The following is a 13,406-nucleotide window of genomic DNA, read 5'->3' as shown; positions in this document are numbered from 1 at the left end:
ACCGGTGGCCAGCGAATTCGAACTGATCGCCCGCCATTTCACGCCCGCTGCACCCGGCCCGGAGGCCGGCGTGCCGCTGGGCGTGGGTGACGACTGTGCGCTGCTCGCCCCGCGGCCGGGAAGGCAGCTGGCGGTCAGCGTCGATACTTCGGTGGCCGGCGTGCACTTTCCCGCCGACGCACCGGCCGAGGCAATCGGCTACCGTGCCCTGGCGGTGAGCCTGAGCGATCTCGCCGCGATGGGGGCCGAGCCGCGCTGGTGCCTCATGGCGCTGGCGCTCGAGAATGACGACGAGGCGTGGCTGGCGGAGTTCGCCCGCGGTTTTCATTCGCTCTGCCAGGCCAGCCATGTCGCGCTGGTGGGGGGCGACGTGACCCGCGGCGAACTCGCCGTCGGGGTCACGGTGATGGGCGAAGTGCCGAACGGGGAAGCGCTGTCCCGCGGCGGAGCCCGAGCCGGCGACGTGCTGGCCGTGACCGGTGCGCTCGGCGGTGGGGCCGGTGGGTTGGCGCTGTGGCAGCGCGGCGAGCGTGACCTCGGCCACCCGCTGCTGGCCCGCTACCTCAAGCCGACCCCGCGGCTCGCAGCCGGCCAGGCGCTGCGCGGCCTGGCCCGTGCCGCCATCGACATCTCCGACGGCCTGCTGGCCGATCTCGAACACCTCCTCGCGGCGTCGGGCGTGGGCGCCGGGCTCGAGCCCGAGGCGCTGCCGCTGGCGGATGGCCTGGTCGAGGCGCTGGGCGAGGCGGCGGCCAGTCGCGCCGCGCTGTGCGGCGGCGACGACTACGAACTTCTGGTCAGCCTGCCCCGCAGCGCCCTGGAGGAGGCCAGGCGTCGCCTGGCGGCGCAGGGGCTGGCGCTGACCGCGATCGGTACGGTTCGTGGCGAGGCCGGTATCTCGGGCGTCGCCCTCGAGGGTAGCCATGGCTGGCAGCACTTCCGCGGGGGCGGGTCATGAACCGCTGCCCGCCGAGCGTCTGGCGGCGCCCCGTCCACTTCTTCGCCTTCGGCCTGGGCAGCGGCGGCGTGCCCTGGGCGCCGGGCACCTTCGGTACCCTGGCGGCGATCCCCTTCTACTGGCTGCTCTCGGAGCTGCCGCTGACCTGGTATCTCTCGCTGGTGACGGTCTCCTTCCTGGCCGGCGTGTGGCTATGCGACAAGACCTCGCGCGACCTCGGGGTCCACGATCACTCCGGCATCGTATGGGACGAGTTCGTCGGCTACTGGATCGCCATGGCCGCCGTCCCGTTCTCCTGGGAAGCGGCGCTGTGGGGCTTCGTGCTGTTCCGCATCTTCGACGTGTTCAAGCCATGGCCGATTCGCTGGGCCGATCGGCGCGTGGCGGGCGGGTTCGGCATCATGATCGATGACGTCCTGGCTGCCATCTACGCCTGGAGCACGATGCACCTGTGGCTCTGGTTGCACTAAGTTACCTATTGTTGAACGGGCTGGCGCAAGGAAACCGACAGGGAGGCGAACGCTATGCGCAAGGAACGGCTCATCGTCCCGCTGCTGGTCGTGGTGGTGCTGGCCTGGCTGGCGGGGCAGGCGGTCTCGAGCTGGCTGTTCGAGCGGGAAATGGCCCGTACGCTCACCGACCTGGAGGCGCGCGGGGAGATCGACATCAAGCGCGTGGACGTGGAGCAGGGCTGGTGGTCCTCGACCGGGCGCATTCTCCTGGCGCCGCTGTTCGGCCAGACGTGGCAGCTGGAGCTGACCTATCATGCCCGCCATGGCGTGCTCAGCACGCAGCTCGACGGCGAGGCGATGCTCCGCCATGGCCCCGACGGTGACAATCTGTTCGGCGATTCGCTGGCCTCTTCTCCGCCCCAGTGGGAGGCCAGCTACCACACCCTGAACGGTGCCCTCGAGGGCGGGATTCAGCTGTCCCCTCTGCGTATCACCCAGCAGCAGCGCGAGCTGACCTTCGAAGGGGGGCGCCTGCGCTTCAGCGGCGAACAGGGCGACTGGCGGCTGCGCGCCCAGCTGGAGGCGTGGACGCTCAGCGACGGTGCCGTGCGGCTGGAAATCGGTCCCGCCACGCTCAACAGCCAGTATGCCTATACCGAGGGAGCGCACGCCTTCACCCAGGAGGACCGCCTGCTGGTCGAATCGCTCTCCTGGCACCAGCCCCAGCTCAAGCTCGATGCCACCGCCGTGCGCCTGGCAAATCGGGTCTCGCTGGACGACCAGGAGCTGCGCATGCAGCTCGACCTCGACCTGGGCGAGATCCACACCGCCGAGCAGGTCCTGTTGACCGGGCAGGTAGAAGCCGAGCTGTCGCGGCTCAATGCCGATGCGATCCGCAGCACCATGTCGCGGCTGCGTGAGCTGGCCGCCAGCGGTCGCCACGCTGGCGACCGCGAGGCGCTGCTGGCCGAGCTCGAACCCTACCTGCTGGCGATCCTGCAGGACTCGCCGCGTCTCGACCTCAAGCGCCTCGAGCTGGACAGCCCGATGCTGGGGCTGGCGGCGCGCGTCGATGGCGCGCTGTTCTTCGACGGCCGCCGGCTGGAGGCACTGAGCCTGACCGACCTCGACCAACCCGAAGCCAAGGAGCGCTGGCGGCGGCGCCTCGACGGCGACTTCACCTGGTACGAGCTGCCTACCGTGGTTGCCCTCTGGCTCGGCTTGCCACTGGATACCCGCACGCTCGAGGTCGACGTCGGGCGGGGCCAGGTGCGCGTCAACGGCCGCCCGCTGCCGCCCCTGTGGCGCTGAAGAGGCGCGGCGTCCTTTTCTTTCGCAGGCAAATGATACGCCCGACTTGAAGTTGGCCGCCGTCGCCCGCATTGCTCAGCTCAGTGTGTACCGGCTTTCCTAGCTTCAGGACGAGGTCTTCATGAGCGAGCATGATCAGGACGAACACAACTGGCGGCAGGCGCGGGCGGGCTCCGACGAGGCGCTGGGTTCCGATGGCGAGGTGGACGAAGTCGCCAACGCCGTGATTCCGGCCAGTGACTACCTGCCCGAGCGCATCTACCTGCTGCCGATCCACAACCGCCCCTTCTTTCCCGCCCAGGTCCAGCCGCTGGTGATCAACCGCGAGCGCTGGGAGGAGACCATGCGCCGGGTCGGCAATACTCCCCACCAGACGTTGGGGGTGGCCTTCGTCGGCGACCGGGCGGTGGACGAGCTCGGTCATGAGCATTTCCCCGAGATCGGCACCGCGGTCAAGGTGCACAAGATGCACGGCGAGGAGGGGCAGCTGCAGTTCATCGCCCAGGGCCTGCGCCGCTTCCGCATCCAGCGCTGGCTGTCGAAGGAGCCCCCTTTCCTGGTCGAGGTCAGCTATCCGCGCGAGCCGGTCAAGGCCGACGAGGACGAGACCCGCGCCTACGCCATGGCGATCATCAATGGCATCAAGGAGCTGTTGCCGATCAACCCGCTCTACGGCGAAGAGCTCAAGCACTACCTCAACCGCTTCAGCCCCCACGAGCCGGGGCCGCTGACCGACTTCGCCGCCGCCATCACCTCGGCCAAGGGGCGCGAGCTGCAGGCCGTGCTCGAGACGCTGCCGGTGCAGGCGCGCATGGAGAAGGTGCTGCCGCTGCTGCGCAAGGAGATCGACGTTGCCCAGCTGCAGACCGAGATCAGCGAGCAGGTCAATGCCCAGATGCAGGAGCGTCAGCGCGAGTTCTTCCTGCGCGAGCAGCTCAAGGTGATCCAGCGCGAGCTGGGCATCTCCAAGGATGACCGCGAGAACGACGTCGATACCTTCCGCGACCGACTGGAGGAGCTGACGGTGCCCCCCAAGGTGCTGACCCGCATCGAGGAGGAGCTCGACAAGCTCTCGGTGCTGGAGACCGGCTCGCCGGAGTACGGCACCACGCGCAATTACCTGGACTGGCTCACGTCGATGCCGTGGGGCGTGCGCAGCCAGGACCAGCTCGACCTGGCGCACGCCCGGGCGGTGCTCGACCGCGACCATGACGGCCTCAAGGACGTCAAGGAGCGCATCATCGAATTTCTCGCCGAGGGCACCTTCAAGGGCGATGTGGGCGGCTCGATCCTGCTGCTGGTCGGCCCGCCCGGGGTGGGCAAGACGTCGGTCGGGCGTTCCATCGCCGAAGCGCTGGGGCGGGAGTTCTACCGCTTCTCGGTGGGTGGCATGCGCGACGAGGCCGAGATCAAGGGGCACCGCCGCACCTACATCGGCGCCATGCCGGGCAAGCTGGTCCAGGCGCTCAAGGAGGTCGAGGTCGAAAACCCGGTGATCATGCTCGACGAGATCGACAAGCTGGGCAAGTCGTTCCAGGGCGACCCGGCCTCGGCCCTGCTCGAGGTGCTCGACCCCGAGCAGAACGTCGACTTCCTCGATCACTACCTCGACGTGCGCCTGGATCTCTCCAAGGTGCTGTTCGTATGCACCGCCAACGTGCTCGACACCATCCCCGGTCCGCTGCTCGACCGCATGGAGCAGATCCGTCTGTCGGGCTACATCGCCGAGGAGAAGGTGGCCATCGCCAAGCACCACCTGTGGCCCAAGCTGCTCGAGCGCGACAGGATCCCGAAGAAGCGCATCAACCTCACCGACGCGGCGCTGCGCCAGGTGATCGAGGGTTACGCCCGTGAGGCGGGCGTGCGACAGCTCGAGAAGCAGCTGCACAGCATCGTGCGCAAGGCCGCGGTCAAGCTGCTCGAAGGCGAGCAGGCCTCGGTACGCATCTCGGTCAAGAACCTCGAGGAGTACCTCGGGGCGCCGCTGTTCCGCCAGGAACAGGTGCTCAAGGGCGAAGGCGTGGTCACCGGCCTGGCCTGGACCTCCATGGGCGGCGCCACGCTGCCGATCGAGGCCGGCAAGGTGCACTCGCTGACCCGCGGCTTCAAGCTCACCGGCAAGCTCGGCGAGGTGATGCAGGAGTCGGCCAACATCGCCTACAGCTACACCCTGGGTCACCTCGCCGAGTACGGGGTCGATACCGACTTCTTCGACTCCGCCTTCGTGCACCTGCACGTGCCCGAAGGCGCCACGCCCAAGGACGGTCCCTCGGCGGGGGTGACCATGGCCACGGCGCTGCTGTCCCTGGCGCGCCACCAAGGCATCGACCGGCCGCTGGCGATGACCGGCGAGCTGACCCTGACCGGCCAGGTCCTGCCGGTGGGCGGGATTCGCGAGAAGATCATCGCCGCCCGGCGCAGCAGGATCTTCGAGGTGATCCTGCCCGAGGCCAACCGCCGCGACTACGAAGAATTGCCTGACTTCCTCAAGGAAGGTATGACGGTGCACTTCGCCAAGCGTTACCGCGACGTGGCCAAGGTGGCGTTTGGTATTTGACCCCAGTGACGTCGAGAACGGCGCTATGGAAGTGCCATGGAAGCGCTGTGCAAATTGTGCAGCGTTTCCCTACATCGAGACGTTGGCGCCGCCATCCACCACCAGCGTCTCTCCGCTGACGAAGGTGTTCTCGGCGCAGGCGAGGAAGGCCACGGCCCGGGCCACCTCGCCGGCTTCGGCCACCCGGCCGAGCGGCGTCGCTGCCTGCCAGCGCCGCCGCGATTCGGACTCGGCATCCTGCATGCCCACGCTGACCGGCCCCGGGGCTACGGCGTTGACCAGGATGCCGTGGGGGCCCAGTTCCACCGCCAGGGCGCGAGTGAGCGCCAGCATGGCGCCCTTGCACATGGCATAGGCCGAACGCTCGCTGGTGGTACGCAGGCCATGGGCCGAGGCGACGATGACGATACGCCCGCCGCCACCGGCCATCATCAATCGGGCGGCGGCCTGCAGTGCCTGGTAGGCGCCGCGGACGTTGACCGTCAGCATGGCGTCGAGCGCGTCGGCCGGCACCTCGACGAAAGGCCCGCGCTGGATCACGCCGGCGGCGCTGACGAACACGTCGAGCCCGGCGCCCCGCGCCTCGATCCCGGCGAAGGCGGCGGAGATATCCTCGGGGCGGCCCAGGTCACAGCCGACGAAGGCGCATCGCTGCGGCCAGGCGTCGACCAGGGGCGCCGCCGTCGCGCGTCGCTCCTCGAGGTCCAGGACATGAACGAAATCGCCCGCCGCGAGCAGCTGTTCGACGATGGCGCTGCCGATTCCTCCGGCGCCGCCGATTACGGCCGTGGTACGCATGGCTAATCCTAAATTTCCCTTGCGCCAAAAAATCGGCATTATAGTCTTTTGCAGGATGTTTCCTAATAAATGCGTCATCCTGAAACACTACAACAAGTGCATCGTCAACGACTGCTGGACACTCGAGGAAGAATCACATGCCGCATCCCAAGCACGCCTTCACCCGCACCCTGCTGGCATCGGCCACCGCCGTGTTGGTGGGCGCCACCGCACTGTCCGCCCAGGCCGAGACCCGTGTGACCTACAAGTCCGCCTCGGCGGGTACCGCCTATTATCAGATGGGCGTCGAACTTTCCGAGGCCATTCGCCAGGGCACCGACGGTGAGGTCGTGCTGACCCTGGAAGAGAGCCAGGGCTCGGTGCAGAACGTCATGGAGGTGATGGCGCGCCAGGGCAACTATGTCTTCACCACGCCGCCGGGGCTGGTCGAACAGGCCATGGCTGGCGAAGGCCCCTTCGCCGAACGGCAGAGCCCGCGCTTCGAGGAGATTCGCGGCCTGTTCCCGATTCCCTCCATCACCATGCACTTCGTGGTGGCGGGCGACGCGGGCGTGATCGGCCTCGAGGATCTCGAGGGCAAGGAAATCCTCATCGGTCGCGGCACCTTCGGCGCTCGCGAGGCCGAACGCTATCTCGAACTTTTCGACCTGCAGGACAAGGTGGAAGTGGCGGATGCCGAGATCGGCAGCGGCCCGGATGCGTTGAAGAATGGACAGATCGATGCCTTCGTCACGGCAAGCTCTTTCCCCACCCCCAACGTGATCGAGACCGCCGCCAGCATGCCGGTCAGCCTGGTCAGCCTGACCGACGAGCAGATCGAACAGACCGGCGCGGCGCGTCAGACCATCCCGGCTGGCACCTATAACGGCATCGATGAAGCGGTCGAGACCACCTCGCTGCCGGTGATCGCCTATACCACGACCAACATGGACGAAGAAACCGCTTATACCCTGACCAAGACGTTCTGGGAGCGCCGCGATGCCATGGCCGAGGAGTCGCCCTGGTGGGGTGGTATCACCCCTGACATGATCGGCAACATTGCCGGCACCCTGCACCCGGGGGCCGTGCGCTATTACGATGAAGCCGACATCGAGATTCCTGACGACTTGCGTTAACCCTGCCGGCCAGCCGGCGAGCTTCGCCGCTGGCCTTTTTCAAGGCTTCCTTATGCCACTGACGTTATCTTCCCCGGCGGCCGGCTCGGTCGTCGGCGACGGTTTGCCGCGCACGCATCCCGCCTGGGTGTTCCTGGGCGCGGTCACTGTCATCTTCCATCTCGGTTTGATTTTTTACGGTCTGGCCCCTGCCTTGGTCAGCCGGCCGATCCACATGGCGCTGGCACTGCCCTGGATCCTGATTCATGCGGCGCGAACCCCTTATGAACGCGGCAGCGGTTGGCTGCTGACCCTGCTGGGTATTGCCGCCTGCGGTTACATCGCCTTCAACGAGGAGGCGTTGGCGAGCCAGTACGGTTTCATCGATACCCATTTCCAGATGCTCGTCGGGGCATTCTTGATCGTACTGGCGCTGGAAACGGCCCGTCGGGCGATCGGCTGGCCGCTGCCGCTGGTGACGCTGGCGGCACTTCTCTATGGCCTGTTGGGCGACATGGTGCCCGGCCAGTTCGGCCACCCAGGGCTGCCGATACAGAGTTTCGTCGGCACCCTGACCATCGCCGAGGGAGGCCTGTGGGGCAAGTTGACGGGGGTCAGCGTCGGCGTGGTAGCGGTTTTCGTCATTTTCGGCGCGGTGCTCAACGCCGGCGAAGCGGGTCGCGGCTTCATGAACATGGCCAGCGCCGTCGCCGGCCGCCTGACCGGTGGCGCAGCCAAGGTGGCGGTAATCTCCTCGGCGCTCATGGGCTCGATCTCCGGCTCGGCCTCGGCCAACGTGGCCTCCACCGGGGCCATCACTATTCCCTCCATGGTGCGCCTGGGCTATCCGCGCGCCCTGGCCGGGGGCGTCGAGGCGGTGGCTTCCTCCGGCGGGCAGATCATGCCGCCGCTGATGGGGGCGGGGGCGTTCGTCATGGTCGAACTCACCGGCACGCCCTACACCCAGATCATGGCCGCGGCGCTGCTGCCGGCGATCCTCTACTTCGCCACCGTGTGGATGGGCATCAACGCCTACGCCACCCGCCACGACCTGCGCCCCATGGCGGCGGGAGATCGGCCCGGCGGCAGGGAGGTGGCGATCACCTCGCTGTTCTTCGCCGTGCCCTTCGTACTGCTGCTCGAACGCATCTTTCTCGGCGGCTACACCCCTCAGTACGCCGCCAGCATTGCCATCTTCGCCGGCATGCTGCTGCTGTTCTTCGACGTGAACCTCACCTTCTCCCTGCGCGGTTTCGCCTCGCGCATGGCCGAGGCGGTGGTCACCGCCGGCCGCCAGGTAGCGGTGATCGGCGCCATCATCATCTGTGCCTCGCTGGTGATCGGCGTGCTCTCGCTGACGGGGCTCGGGGTCAAGATCACCTCCGGCATCCTCTCGCTGTCGAACGAGATGCTGTGGCCGGCGCTGCTGCTCACCGCGCTCGCCTGCCTGGTGCTGGGCATGGAGGTGCCGACCACGGCCGCCTACGTGATCTGCGTCTCGGTGGCGGGGCCGGCGCTCACCGCGCTGGGGCTCGAGCCCTTATTGGCGCACCTGTTCGTGTTCTGGTTCGCGCTGCTCTCGACCATCACGCCGCCGGTATGCGGCGGGGTGTTCATCGCCGCCGGCATGGTCGGGGAGAACTGGCTCAAGGTGGCGATGAAAGCCATGGCATTGGGTATCGGGCTCTACATCATTCCGCTGGCCATGGTCGCCAATCCCGATGTGATCCGCCTGGCCTTCGATCCGCTCTGGGCCGTTTTCGATGCGCTCAAGATCGCGCTGGGCCTCGCCGCCATCTCCTACGGGGTGATCGCACGGCGCGCAGCGTGGCTGCGGGTGGTACTCGTGGTGGCCGGCGCGCTGGTGATCTTCGCCTTTTGAGATGAGCCCTTGGGAGAAACGGGATGATCATTGCCACGCTGGGCCCCGAAGGAAGCAACCATGTGCTGGTGCTGCGCCGCTATCTCGACACCCGCGGGCTTGCCGCTGCGCAGGTGAGGCTGTTCGAGGACTTCCCGGCGGCGTTCGCGGCGCTGGTGGCGGGCGAGGTGGATCGGGTCCTGCAGTGCACGGCGCACTTCAGCCACGCCGACTGCGTGGGGCGCTACATGCACCGCGCCTTTCCAGTGGATGCCTTCGTCGCCGGTAGCCATCCGCTGGCACTGCTGGCGCGACGCCAGATCGCCGCGCCGCGTCGGGTGGCGCGCCAGCCGGCCACGCGCTACTACACCGACCTCTCGGGCTTCGAGGAGGAGATCGATGTGCCCACCACGGTGGCGGTGGCCGAGGGGCTGCTGGAAGGCCGCTTCGAAGCGGGCATCTGCGCCCGTCAGACCCTGGAGGCACACCCGGACACGCTGCGCCTGGTCGAGGACCTGGGCCCGGCGCTGGACGTCTGGGTGCTGTATGGCACCGAGCCGTTACCAAACGACAGCCCGCTATTGGTCTAGCCGCCCCGGCTCGTGCATGACAGAATCGAACTGATTTTCAGACCGAGACCGTCGCCGCCGTGGGTGGCAGAGACGGCGAGAGAACCGCATAGCGCGAACTGCGCCTCAAGAGGACACCATGCCCGAATATCGCTCCCGCACCACCACGGCCGGCCGCAACATGGCCGGCGCCCGCGCCCTCTGGCGCGCCACCGGCATGAAGGACGAGGACTTCCACAAGCCGATCATCGCCGTGGCCAACTCCTTCACCCAGTTCGTGCCCGGTCACGTGCACCTCAAGGACATGGGCCAACTGGTGGCGAGGGAGATCGAGAAGGCCGGCGGGGTGGCCAAGGAGTTCAACACCATCGCCGTGGACGACGGCATCGCCATGGGCCATGACGGCATGCTCTACTCGCTGCCGAGCCGTGACATCATCGCCGACAGCGTCGAGTACATGGTCAACGCCCACTGCGCCGACGCCCTGGTGTGCATCTCCAACTGCGACAAGATCACCCCGGGCATGCTGATGGCCGCCATGCGCCTCAACATCCCGGTGATCTTCGTCTCCGGCGGCCCCATGGAGGCCGGCAAGACCAAGCTGCTCGACCATGGGCTCGACCTGGTCGACGCCATGGTCATGGCTGCCGACGACTCGGTGGACGACGCCACCCTGGCCGAGGTCGAGCGTAGCGCCTGCCCCACCTGCGGCAGCTGCTCGGGCATGTTCACCGCCAACTCGATGAACTGCCTGACCGAGGCGCTGGGCCTGGCGCTGCCGGGCAACGGTACCGTGGTGGCCACCCATGCCGATCGTCGCCGGCTGTTCGAGACCGCCGGGCATCGCATCGTCGAGCTGGCCAAGCGCTACTACGAGGGCAATGAGGCCCACCTGCTGCCGCGCGCCATCGGTTCGCAGGCCGCGTTCAAGAACGCCATGACGCTGGACATCGCCATGGGCGGTTCCACCAACACCATCCTGCACCTGCTGGCCGCCGCCCAGGAGGCCGAGCTCGACTTCACCATGGCCGACATCGACCGCCTCTCGCGGGAAGTGCCGCAGCTGTGCAAGGTGGCGCCCAACACCCAGAAGTATCACATCGAGGACGTCCACCGCGCCGGCGGCATCATGGCGATCCTCGGCGAGCTCGACCGGGCCGGCGTGCTCGATACCCGCGTGCCCACGGTCTACGGCGACACCCTCAAGGACGCCCTGGACGAGTGGGACATCATGCGCAACCCGAGTCCCGAGGTGGTGGAGTTCTACAAGGCCGGCCCCGGCGGCGTGCCGACCCAGGTGGCGTTCTCCCAGAGCGCTCGTTGGCCGAGTCTCGACGGCGACCGCGCCACCGGCTGCATCCGCGATCTCGAGCACGCCTTCTCGAAGGAGGGCGGGCTCGCGGTGCTGCGCGGCAACATCGCCGTGGACGGCTGCGTGGTGAAGACCGCCGGCGTCGACGACTCGATCCTGGTGTTCGAAGGGCCGGCCCATGTGGTCGAGTCCCAGGACCAGGCGGTGGAGCACATCCTGGCCGGCCAGGTGAAGGAGGGCGAGGTCGTCGTCATCCGCTATGAGGGGCCGAAGGGCGGACCCGGCATGCAGGAGATGCTCTACCCGACCTCCTATCTCAAGTCCAAGGGGCTGGGCAAGGCTTGTGCGTTGCTCACCGACGGGCGCTTCTCAGGCGGGACCTCCGGCCTCTCCATCGGCCACGTCTCGCCCGAGGCGGCGGCGGGCGGCGCCATCGGCCTGGTGCGCAGCGGCGACGTGATCCGTATCGACATTCCCAACCGCACGATCGACGTCAAGCTCTCCGACGCCGAGCTGGCGGCGCGGCGCGAAGCCGAGGAGGCGCGCGGCGCCGATGCCTGGAAACCGAGCATTCAGCGCGTGCGCAAGGTATCGGCGGCGCTCAAGGCCTATGCGCTGCTGGCCACCTCTGCCGACAAGGGGGCGGTGCGCGACCTCTCCAAGCTCGACTGAAATGCGGCGAACCGGGCTGGCCCGGTTCGCCGTTGCGGGCTTTTTCATGCAGCAGTAAGGAACGACGACATGCGCAAGCAGACCTTCGGCGTCGGCTTGATCGGCTTCGGCATCGCCGGCCGTATCTTCCACGCCCCGTTGATCCAGGCCACGCCTGGGTTGGAATTGCTGGCCGTGGTCAGCAGCTCGCCCGAACGTGTGCATGAAGCGCTGCCCGAGGTCGAGGTGCTGCCCAAGGCGGCGGCGCTGTTCGCCCGCTCGGACATCGACCTGGTGGTCATCGCCAGCCCCAACGAGACCCACTTCCCGCTGGCCAAGGCGGCGATGGCTGCCGGCAAGCATCTGGTGATCGACAAGCCATTCACCGTATCGCTGTCGGAGGCGCGGCTGCTCAAGGCCGAAGCCGACAAGGCCGAGTGCCGGGTCAGCGTCTTTCACAATCGACGCTGGGACAGCGATTTTCGCACCTTGCAGGCGCTGATCGAGGCGGGGGCCGTGGGCCGCCCGGTGGCGCTCGAGCTACGCTTCGACCGCTTCCGCCCGAAGGTGGCCGATCGCTGGCGGGAGCAGCAGAAGCCGGGTAGCGGTATCTGGTACGACCTGGGGTCGCACCTGCTCGATCAGGCCCGCACGCTGTTCGGCATGCCGCGGGCGATCCTGCTCGACCTGATGGCCGCGCGCGACGATGCCCAGGTGGATGACGACTTCCATGCGCTGCTGGACTACGAGGATCTGCGCGTCACCCTGCGCGCCAGCTCGCTGGTGGCCGAGCCGACGCCGCAGCAGGCCCTGCACGGCACCCGGGGCAGCTTCGTCAAGTATGGCCGCGACCCCCAGGAGAACTGGCTGCGCGAGGGGCGCGCGCCGACGCGTGACTGGGGCATCGATCCGCGACCCGGGAAGCTGTCGGTCGACGAGGGGGAGGGCGAAACCGTTGCGCTGACCTCTCGCGAGCATGCGGGGCTGCCGGGCGATTACCTGGCGTACTATACCGGTATCGTCGAGTCCCTGGCGGAAGGCACGCCACCGCCCGTGACGGTGGAGGAAGCCATCGAGGTGATGACGCTGCTGGAAGCGGGGCTGGACAGCTATCGCCAGGATCGCTGGATCCGCCTCAAGGAGAACAATGGCACCCTGCGCAAGCTGCTGCATCGCCGCGGCGCTTGATGCCACCACCGCGGCACGTCGTCGGCGGCTCACCAGCTCAGCGGTGCCTCGTCGCCGCGGCGCTCGCGCAGGGTGTCGCGGGCGATGAACAGCGCCGCGATGGCCCGCGCCTCGTGGAAGTCGTCGCGCATCAGCAGGGCGGGCAGTTCCTCGAGGGCGTGCTTCTCGACCACCAGCGGCTCCGGTTCGTCGCCGGGCAGGCGTTTGGGGTAGAGGTCGGTGGCGAGCAGTACCTGCATGCGGTGGCGCATGTAGTTGGGGGCCAGCGACAGCTCCACCAGCGGCTCGATGCGTCGGGCGCCGAAGCCGCACTCCTCCATCAGCTCGCGGTTGGCCGCGGTGACGATGTCCTCGCCCGGATCCACCAGTCCCTTGGGCAGGGTGAGCACGTAGTCCTCGAAGCCCGCGGCGTACTCGCGGATCAGCAGCACGTGGTCGGGGTCGGGCATGGCGATGATCATCACCGCGCCCTGGTCGCTACCGGTCAGGCGCTCGAAGGTGCGTTCGGCGCCGTTGGCGAAGCGCAGTTCCAGCGACTCGATATGGAACAGGCGGCTTCTGGCCACGGACTGACGTGACAGTACCTGGGGTCTCTGCAAGGGTCGTTTCTCGGACATGAAGGCTCCGTTTCGTGCGGGCGGGCTGCCGGGAATGC

Annotated in this window: 11 protein-coding genes; 9 read left to right on the top strand and 2 right to left on the bottom strand. The window is 67.8% G+C overall.

All coding sequences use genetic code 11. The annotated features are described in order from the left end of the window. Nucleotides 1–4 precede the first annotated feature (4 nt). The 4 genes from thiL to lon all read left to right on the top strand — a co-directional run bounded on the left by thiL (nucleotide 5) and on the right by lon (nucleotide 5,278). Entirely contained in the window at nucleotides 5–958 is a 954-nt protein-coding gene (gene thiL / locus HNO51_RS15285; protein WP_197448106.1) for a thiamine-phosphate kinase, read from the top strand. Beyond that, on the top strand, nucleotides 955–1,428 hold the full coding sequence (locus HNO51_RS15280; protein ID WP_197448105.1) for a phosphatidylglycerophosphatase A family protein: 474 nt from the start codon (nucleotides 955–957) through the stop codon (nucleotides 1,426–1,428). Before thiL ends, HNO51_RS15280 begins: the two co-directional genes overlap by 4 nt. A gap of 54 nt (nucleotides 1,429–1,482) precedes the next feature. Next, complete coding sequence (locus HNO51_RS15275; RefSeq protein ID WP_197448104.1) at nucleotides 1,483–2,721, top strand: DUF945 family protein; 1,239 nt, start codon at nucleotides 1,483–1,485, stop codon at nucleotides 2,719–2,721. 121 nt (nucleotides 2,722–2,842) lie between these two features. Next, the gene (gene lon, locus HNO51_RS15270; protein WP_209537791.1) at nucleotides 2,843–5,278 is read left to right on the top strand and encodes an endopeptidase La; all 2,436 of its coding nucleotides are present in this window, start codon (nucleotides 2,843–2,845) and stop codon (nucleotides 5,276–5,278) included. Nucleotides 5,279–5,347: 69 nt separating this feature from the next. Here the strand turns inward: lon and HNO51_RS15265 are convergent, their stop codons facing one another. Continuing rightward, nucleotides 5,348–6,076, bottom strand: coding sequence for an SDR family NAD(P)-dependent oxidoreductase (locus tag HNO51_RS15265; RefSeq protein WP_209537790.1), 729 nt, complete (start codon nucleotides 6,074–6,076; stop codon nucleotides 5,348–5,350). A 137-nt stretch (nucleotides 6,077–6,213) separates the two neighbouring features. Between HNO51_RS15265 and HNO51_RS15260 the strand changes: the two genes are divergently transcribed. The 5 genes from HNO51_RS15260 to HNO51_RS15240 all read left to right on the top strand — a co-directional run bounded on the left by HNO51_RS15260 (nucleotide 6,214) and on the right by HNO51_RS15240 (nucleotide 12,751). After that, entirely contained in the window at nucleotides 6,214–7,191 is a 978-nt protein-coding gene (locus HNO51_RS15260; RefSeq protein ID WP_209537789.1) for a TAXI family TRAP transporter solute-binding subunit, read from the top strand. A gap of 52 nt (nucleotides 7,192–7,243) precedes the next feature. Then, nucleotides 7,244–9,052 (top strand): TRAP transporter permease, encoded by a 1,809-nt coding sequence (locus tag HNO51_RS15255; RefSeq protein ID WP_242597131.1) that lies wholly within the window; start codon nucleotides 7,244–7,246, stop codon nucleotides 9,050–9,052. A gap of 23 nt (nucleotides 9,053–9,075) precedes the next feature. Then, nucleotides 9,076–9,621, top strand: a complete 546-nt coding sequence (locus HNO51_RS15250; protein WP_209537788.1) for a hypothetical protein — start codon at nucleotides 9,076–9,078, stop codon at nucleotides 9,619–9,621. 118 nt (nucleotides 9,622–9,739) lie between these two features. After that, nucleotides 9,740–11,584: a dihydroxy-acid dehydratase gene (gene ilvD / locus HNO51_RS15245; protein ID WP_197448099.1), complete on the top strand. Its 1,845-nt coding sequence runs from the start codon at nucleotides 9,740–9,742 to the stop codon at nucleotides 11,582–11,584. A gap of 69 nt (nucleotides 11,585–11,653) precedes the next feature. Beyond that, on the top strand, nucleotides 11,654–12,751 hold the full coding sequence (locus HNO51_RS15240) for an oxidoreductase (RefSeq protein WP_209537787.1): 1,098 nt from the start codon (nucleotides 11,654–11,656) through the stop codon (nucleotides 12,749–12,751). Nucleotides 12,752–12,780: 29 nt separating this feature from the next. Here HNO51_RS15240 and nudE read toward each other — a convergent pair whose 3' ends face one another. After that, nucleotides 12,781–13,368: an ADP compounds hydrolase NudE gene (nudE, locus tag HNO51_RS15235; RefSeq protein ID WP_209537786.1), complete on the bottom strand. Its 588-nt coding sequence runs from the start codon at nucleotides 13,366–13,368 to the stop codon at nucleotides 12,781–12,783. Between the last annotated feature and the right edge of the window lie 38 nt (nucleotides 13,369–13,406).

This window comes from Billgrantia sulfidoxydans (assembly GCF_017868775.1).
GTDB classification, from domain to species: Bacteria; Pseudomonadota; Gammaproteobacteria; order Pseudomonadales; family Halomonadaceae; genus Halomonas; species Halomonas sulfidoxydans.
This window is presented reverse-complemented; position numbering and strand designations above follow the sequence as displayed.

What these genes read in the sequence shown, in the direction of transcription:
- HNO51_RS15255 (WP_242597131.1), top strand. Translation starts at nt 7,244, where the DNA reads ATGCCACTGACGTTATCTTCCCCGGCGGCCGGCTCGGTCGTCGGCGAC.
- HNO51_RS15260 (WP_209537789.1), top strand. Translation starts at nt 6,214, where the DNA reads ATGCCGCATCCCAAGCACGCCTTCACCCGCACCCTGCTGGCATCGGCC.
- HNO51_RS15275 (WP_197448104.1), top strand. Translation starts at nt 1,483, where the DNA reads ATGCGCAAGGAACGGCTCATCGTCCCGCTGCTGGTCGTGGTGGTGCTG.
- nudE (WP_209537786.1), bottom strand. Translation starts at nt 13,368, where the DNA reads ATGTCCGAGAAACGACCCTTGCAGAGACCCCAGGTACTGTCACGTCAG.
- HNO51_RS15240 (WP_209537787.1), top strand. Translation starts at nt 11,654, where the DNA reads ATGCGCAAGCAGACCTTCGGCGTCGGCTTGATCGGCTTCGGCATCGCC.
- lon (WP_209537791.1), top strand. Translation starts at nt 2,843, where the DNA reads ATGAGCGAGCATGATCAGGACGAACACAACTGGCGGCAGGCGCGGGCG.
- HNO51_RS15265 (WP_209537790.1), bottom strand. Translation starts at nt 6,076, where the DNA reads ATGCGTACCACGGCCGTAATCGGCGGCGCCGGAGGAATCGGCAGCGCC.
- HNO51_RS15250 (WP_209537788.1), top strand. Translation starts at nt 9,076, where the DNA reads ATGATCATTGCCACGCTGGGCCCCGAAGGAAGCAACCATGTGCTGGTG.
- ilvD (WP_197448099.1), top strand. Translation starts at nt 9,740, where the DNA reads ATGCCCGAATATCGCTCCCGCACCACCACGGCCGGCCGCAACATGGCC.
- HNO51_RS15280 (WP_197448105.1), top strand. Translation starts at nt 955, where the DNA reads ATGAACCGCTGCCCGCCGAGCGTCTGGCGGCGCCCCGTCCACTTCTTC.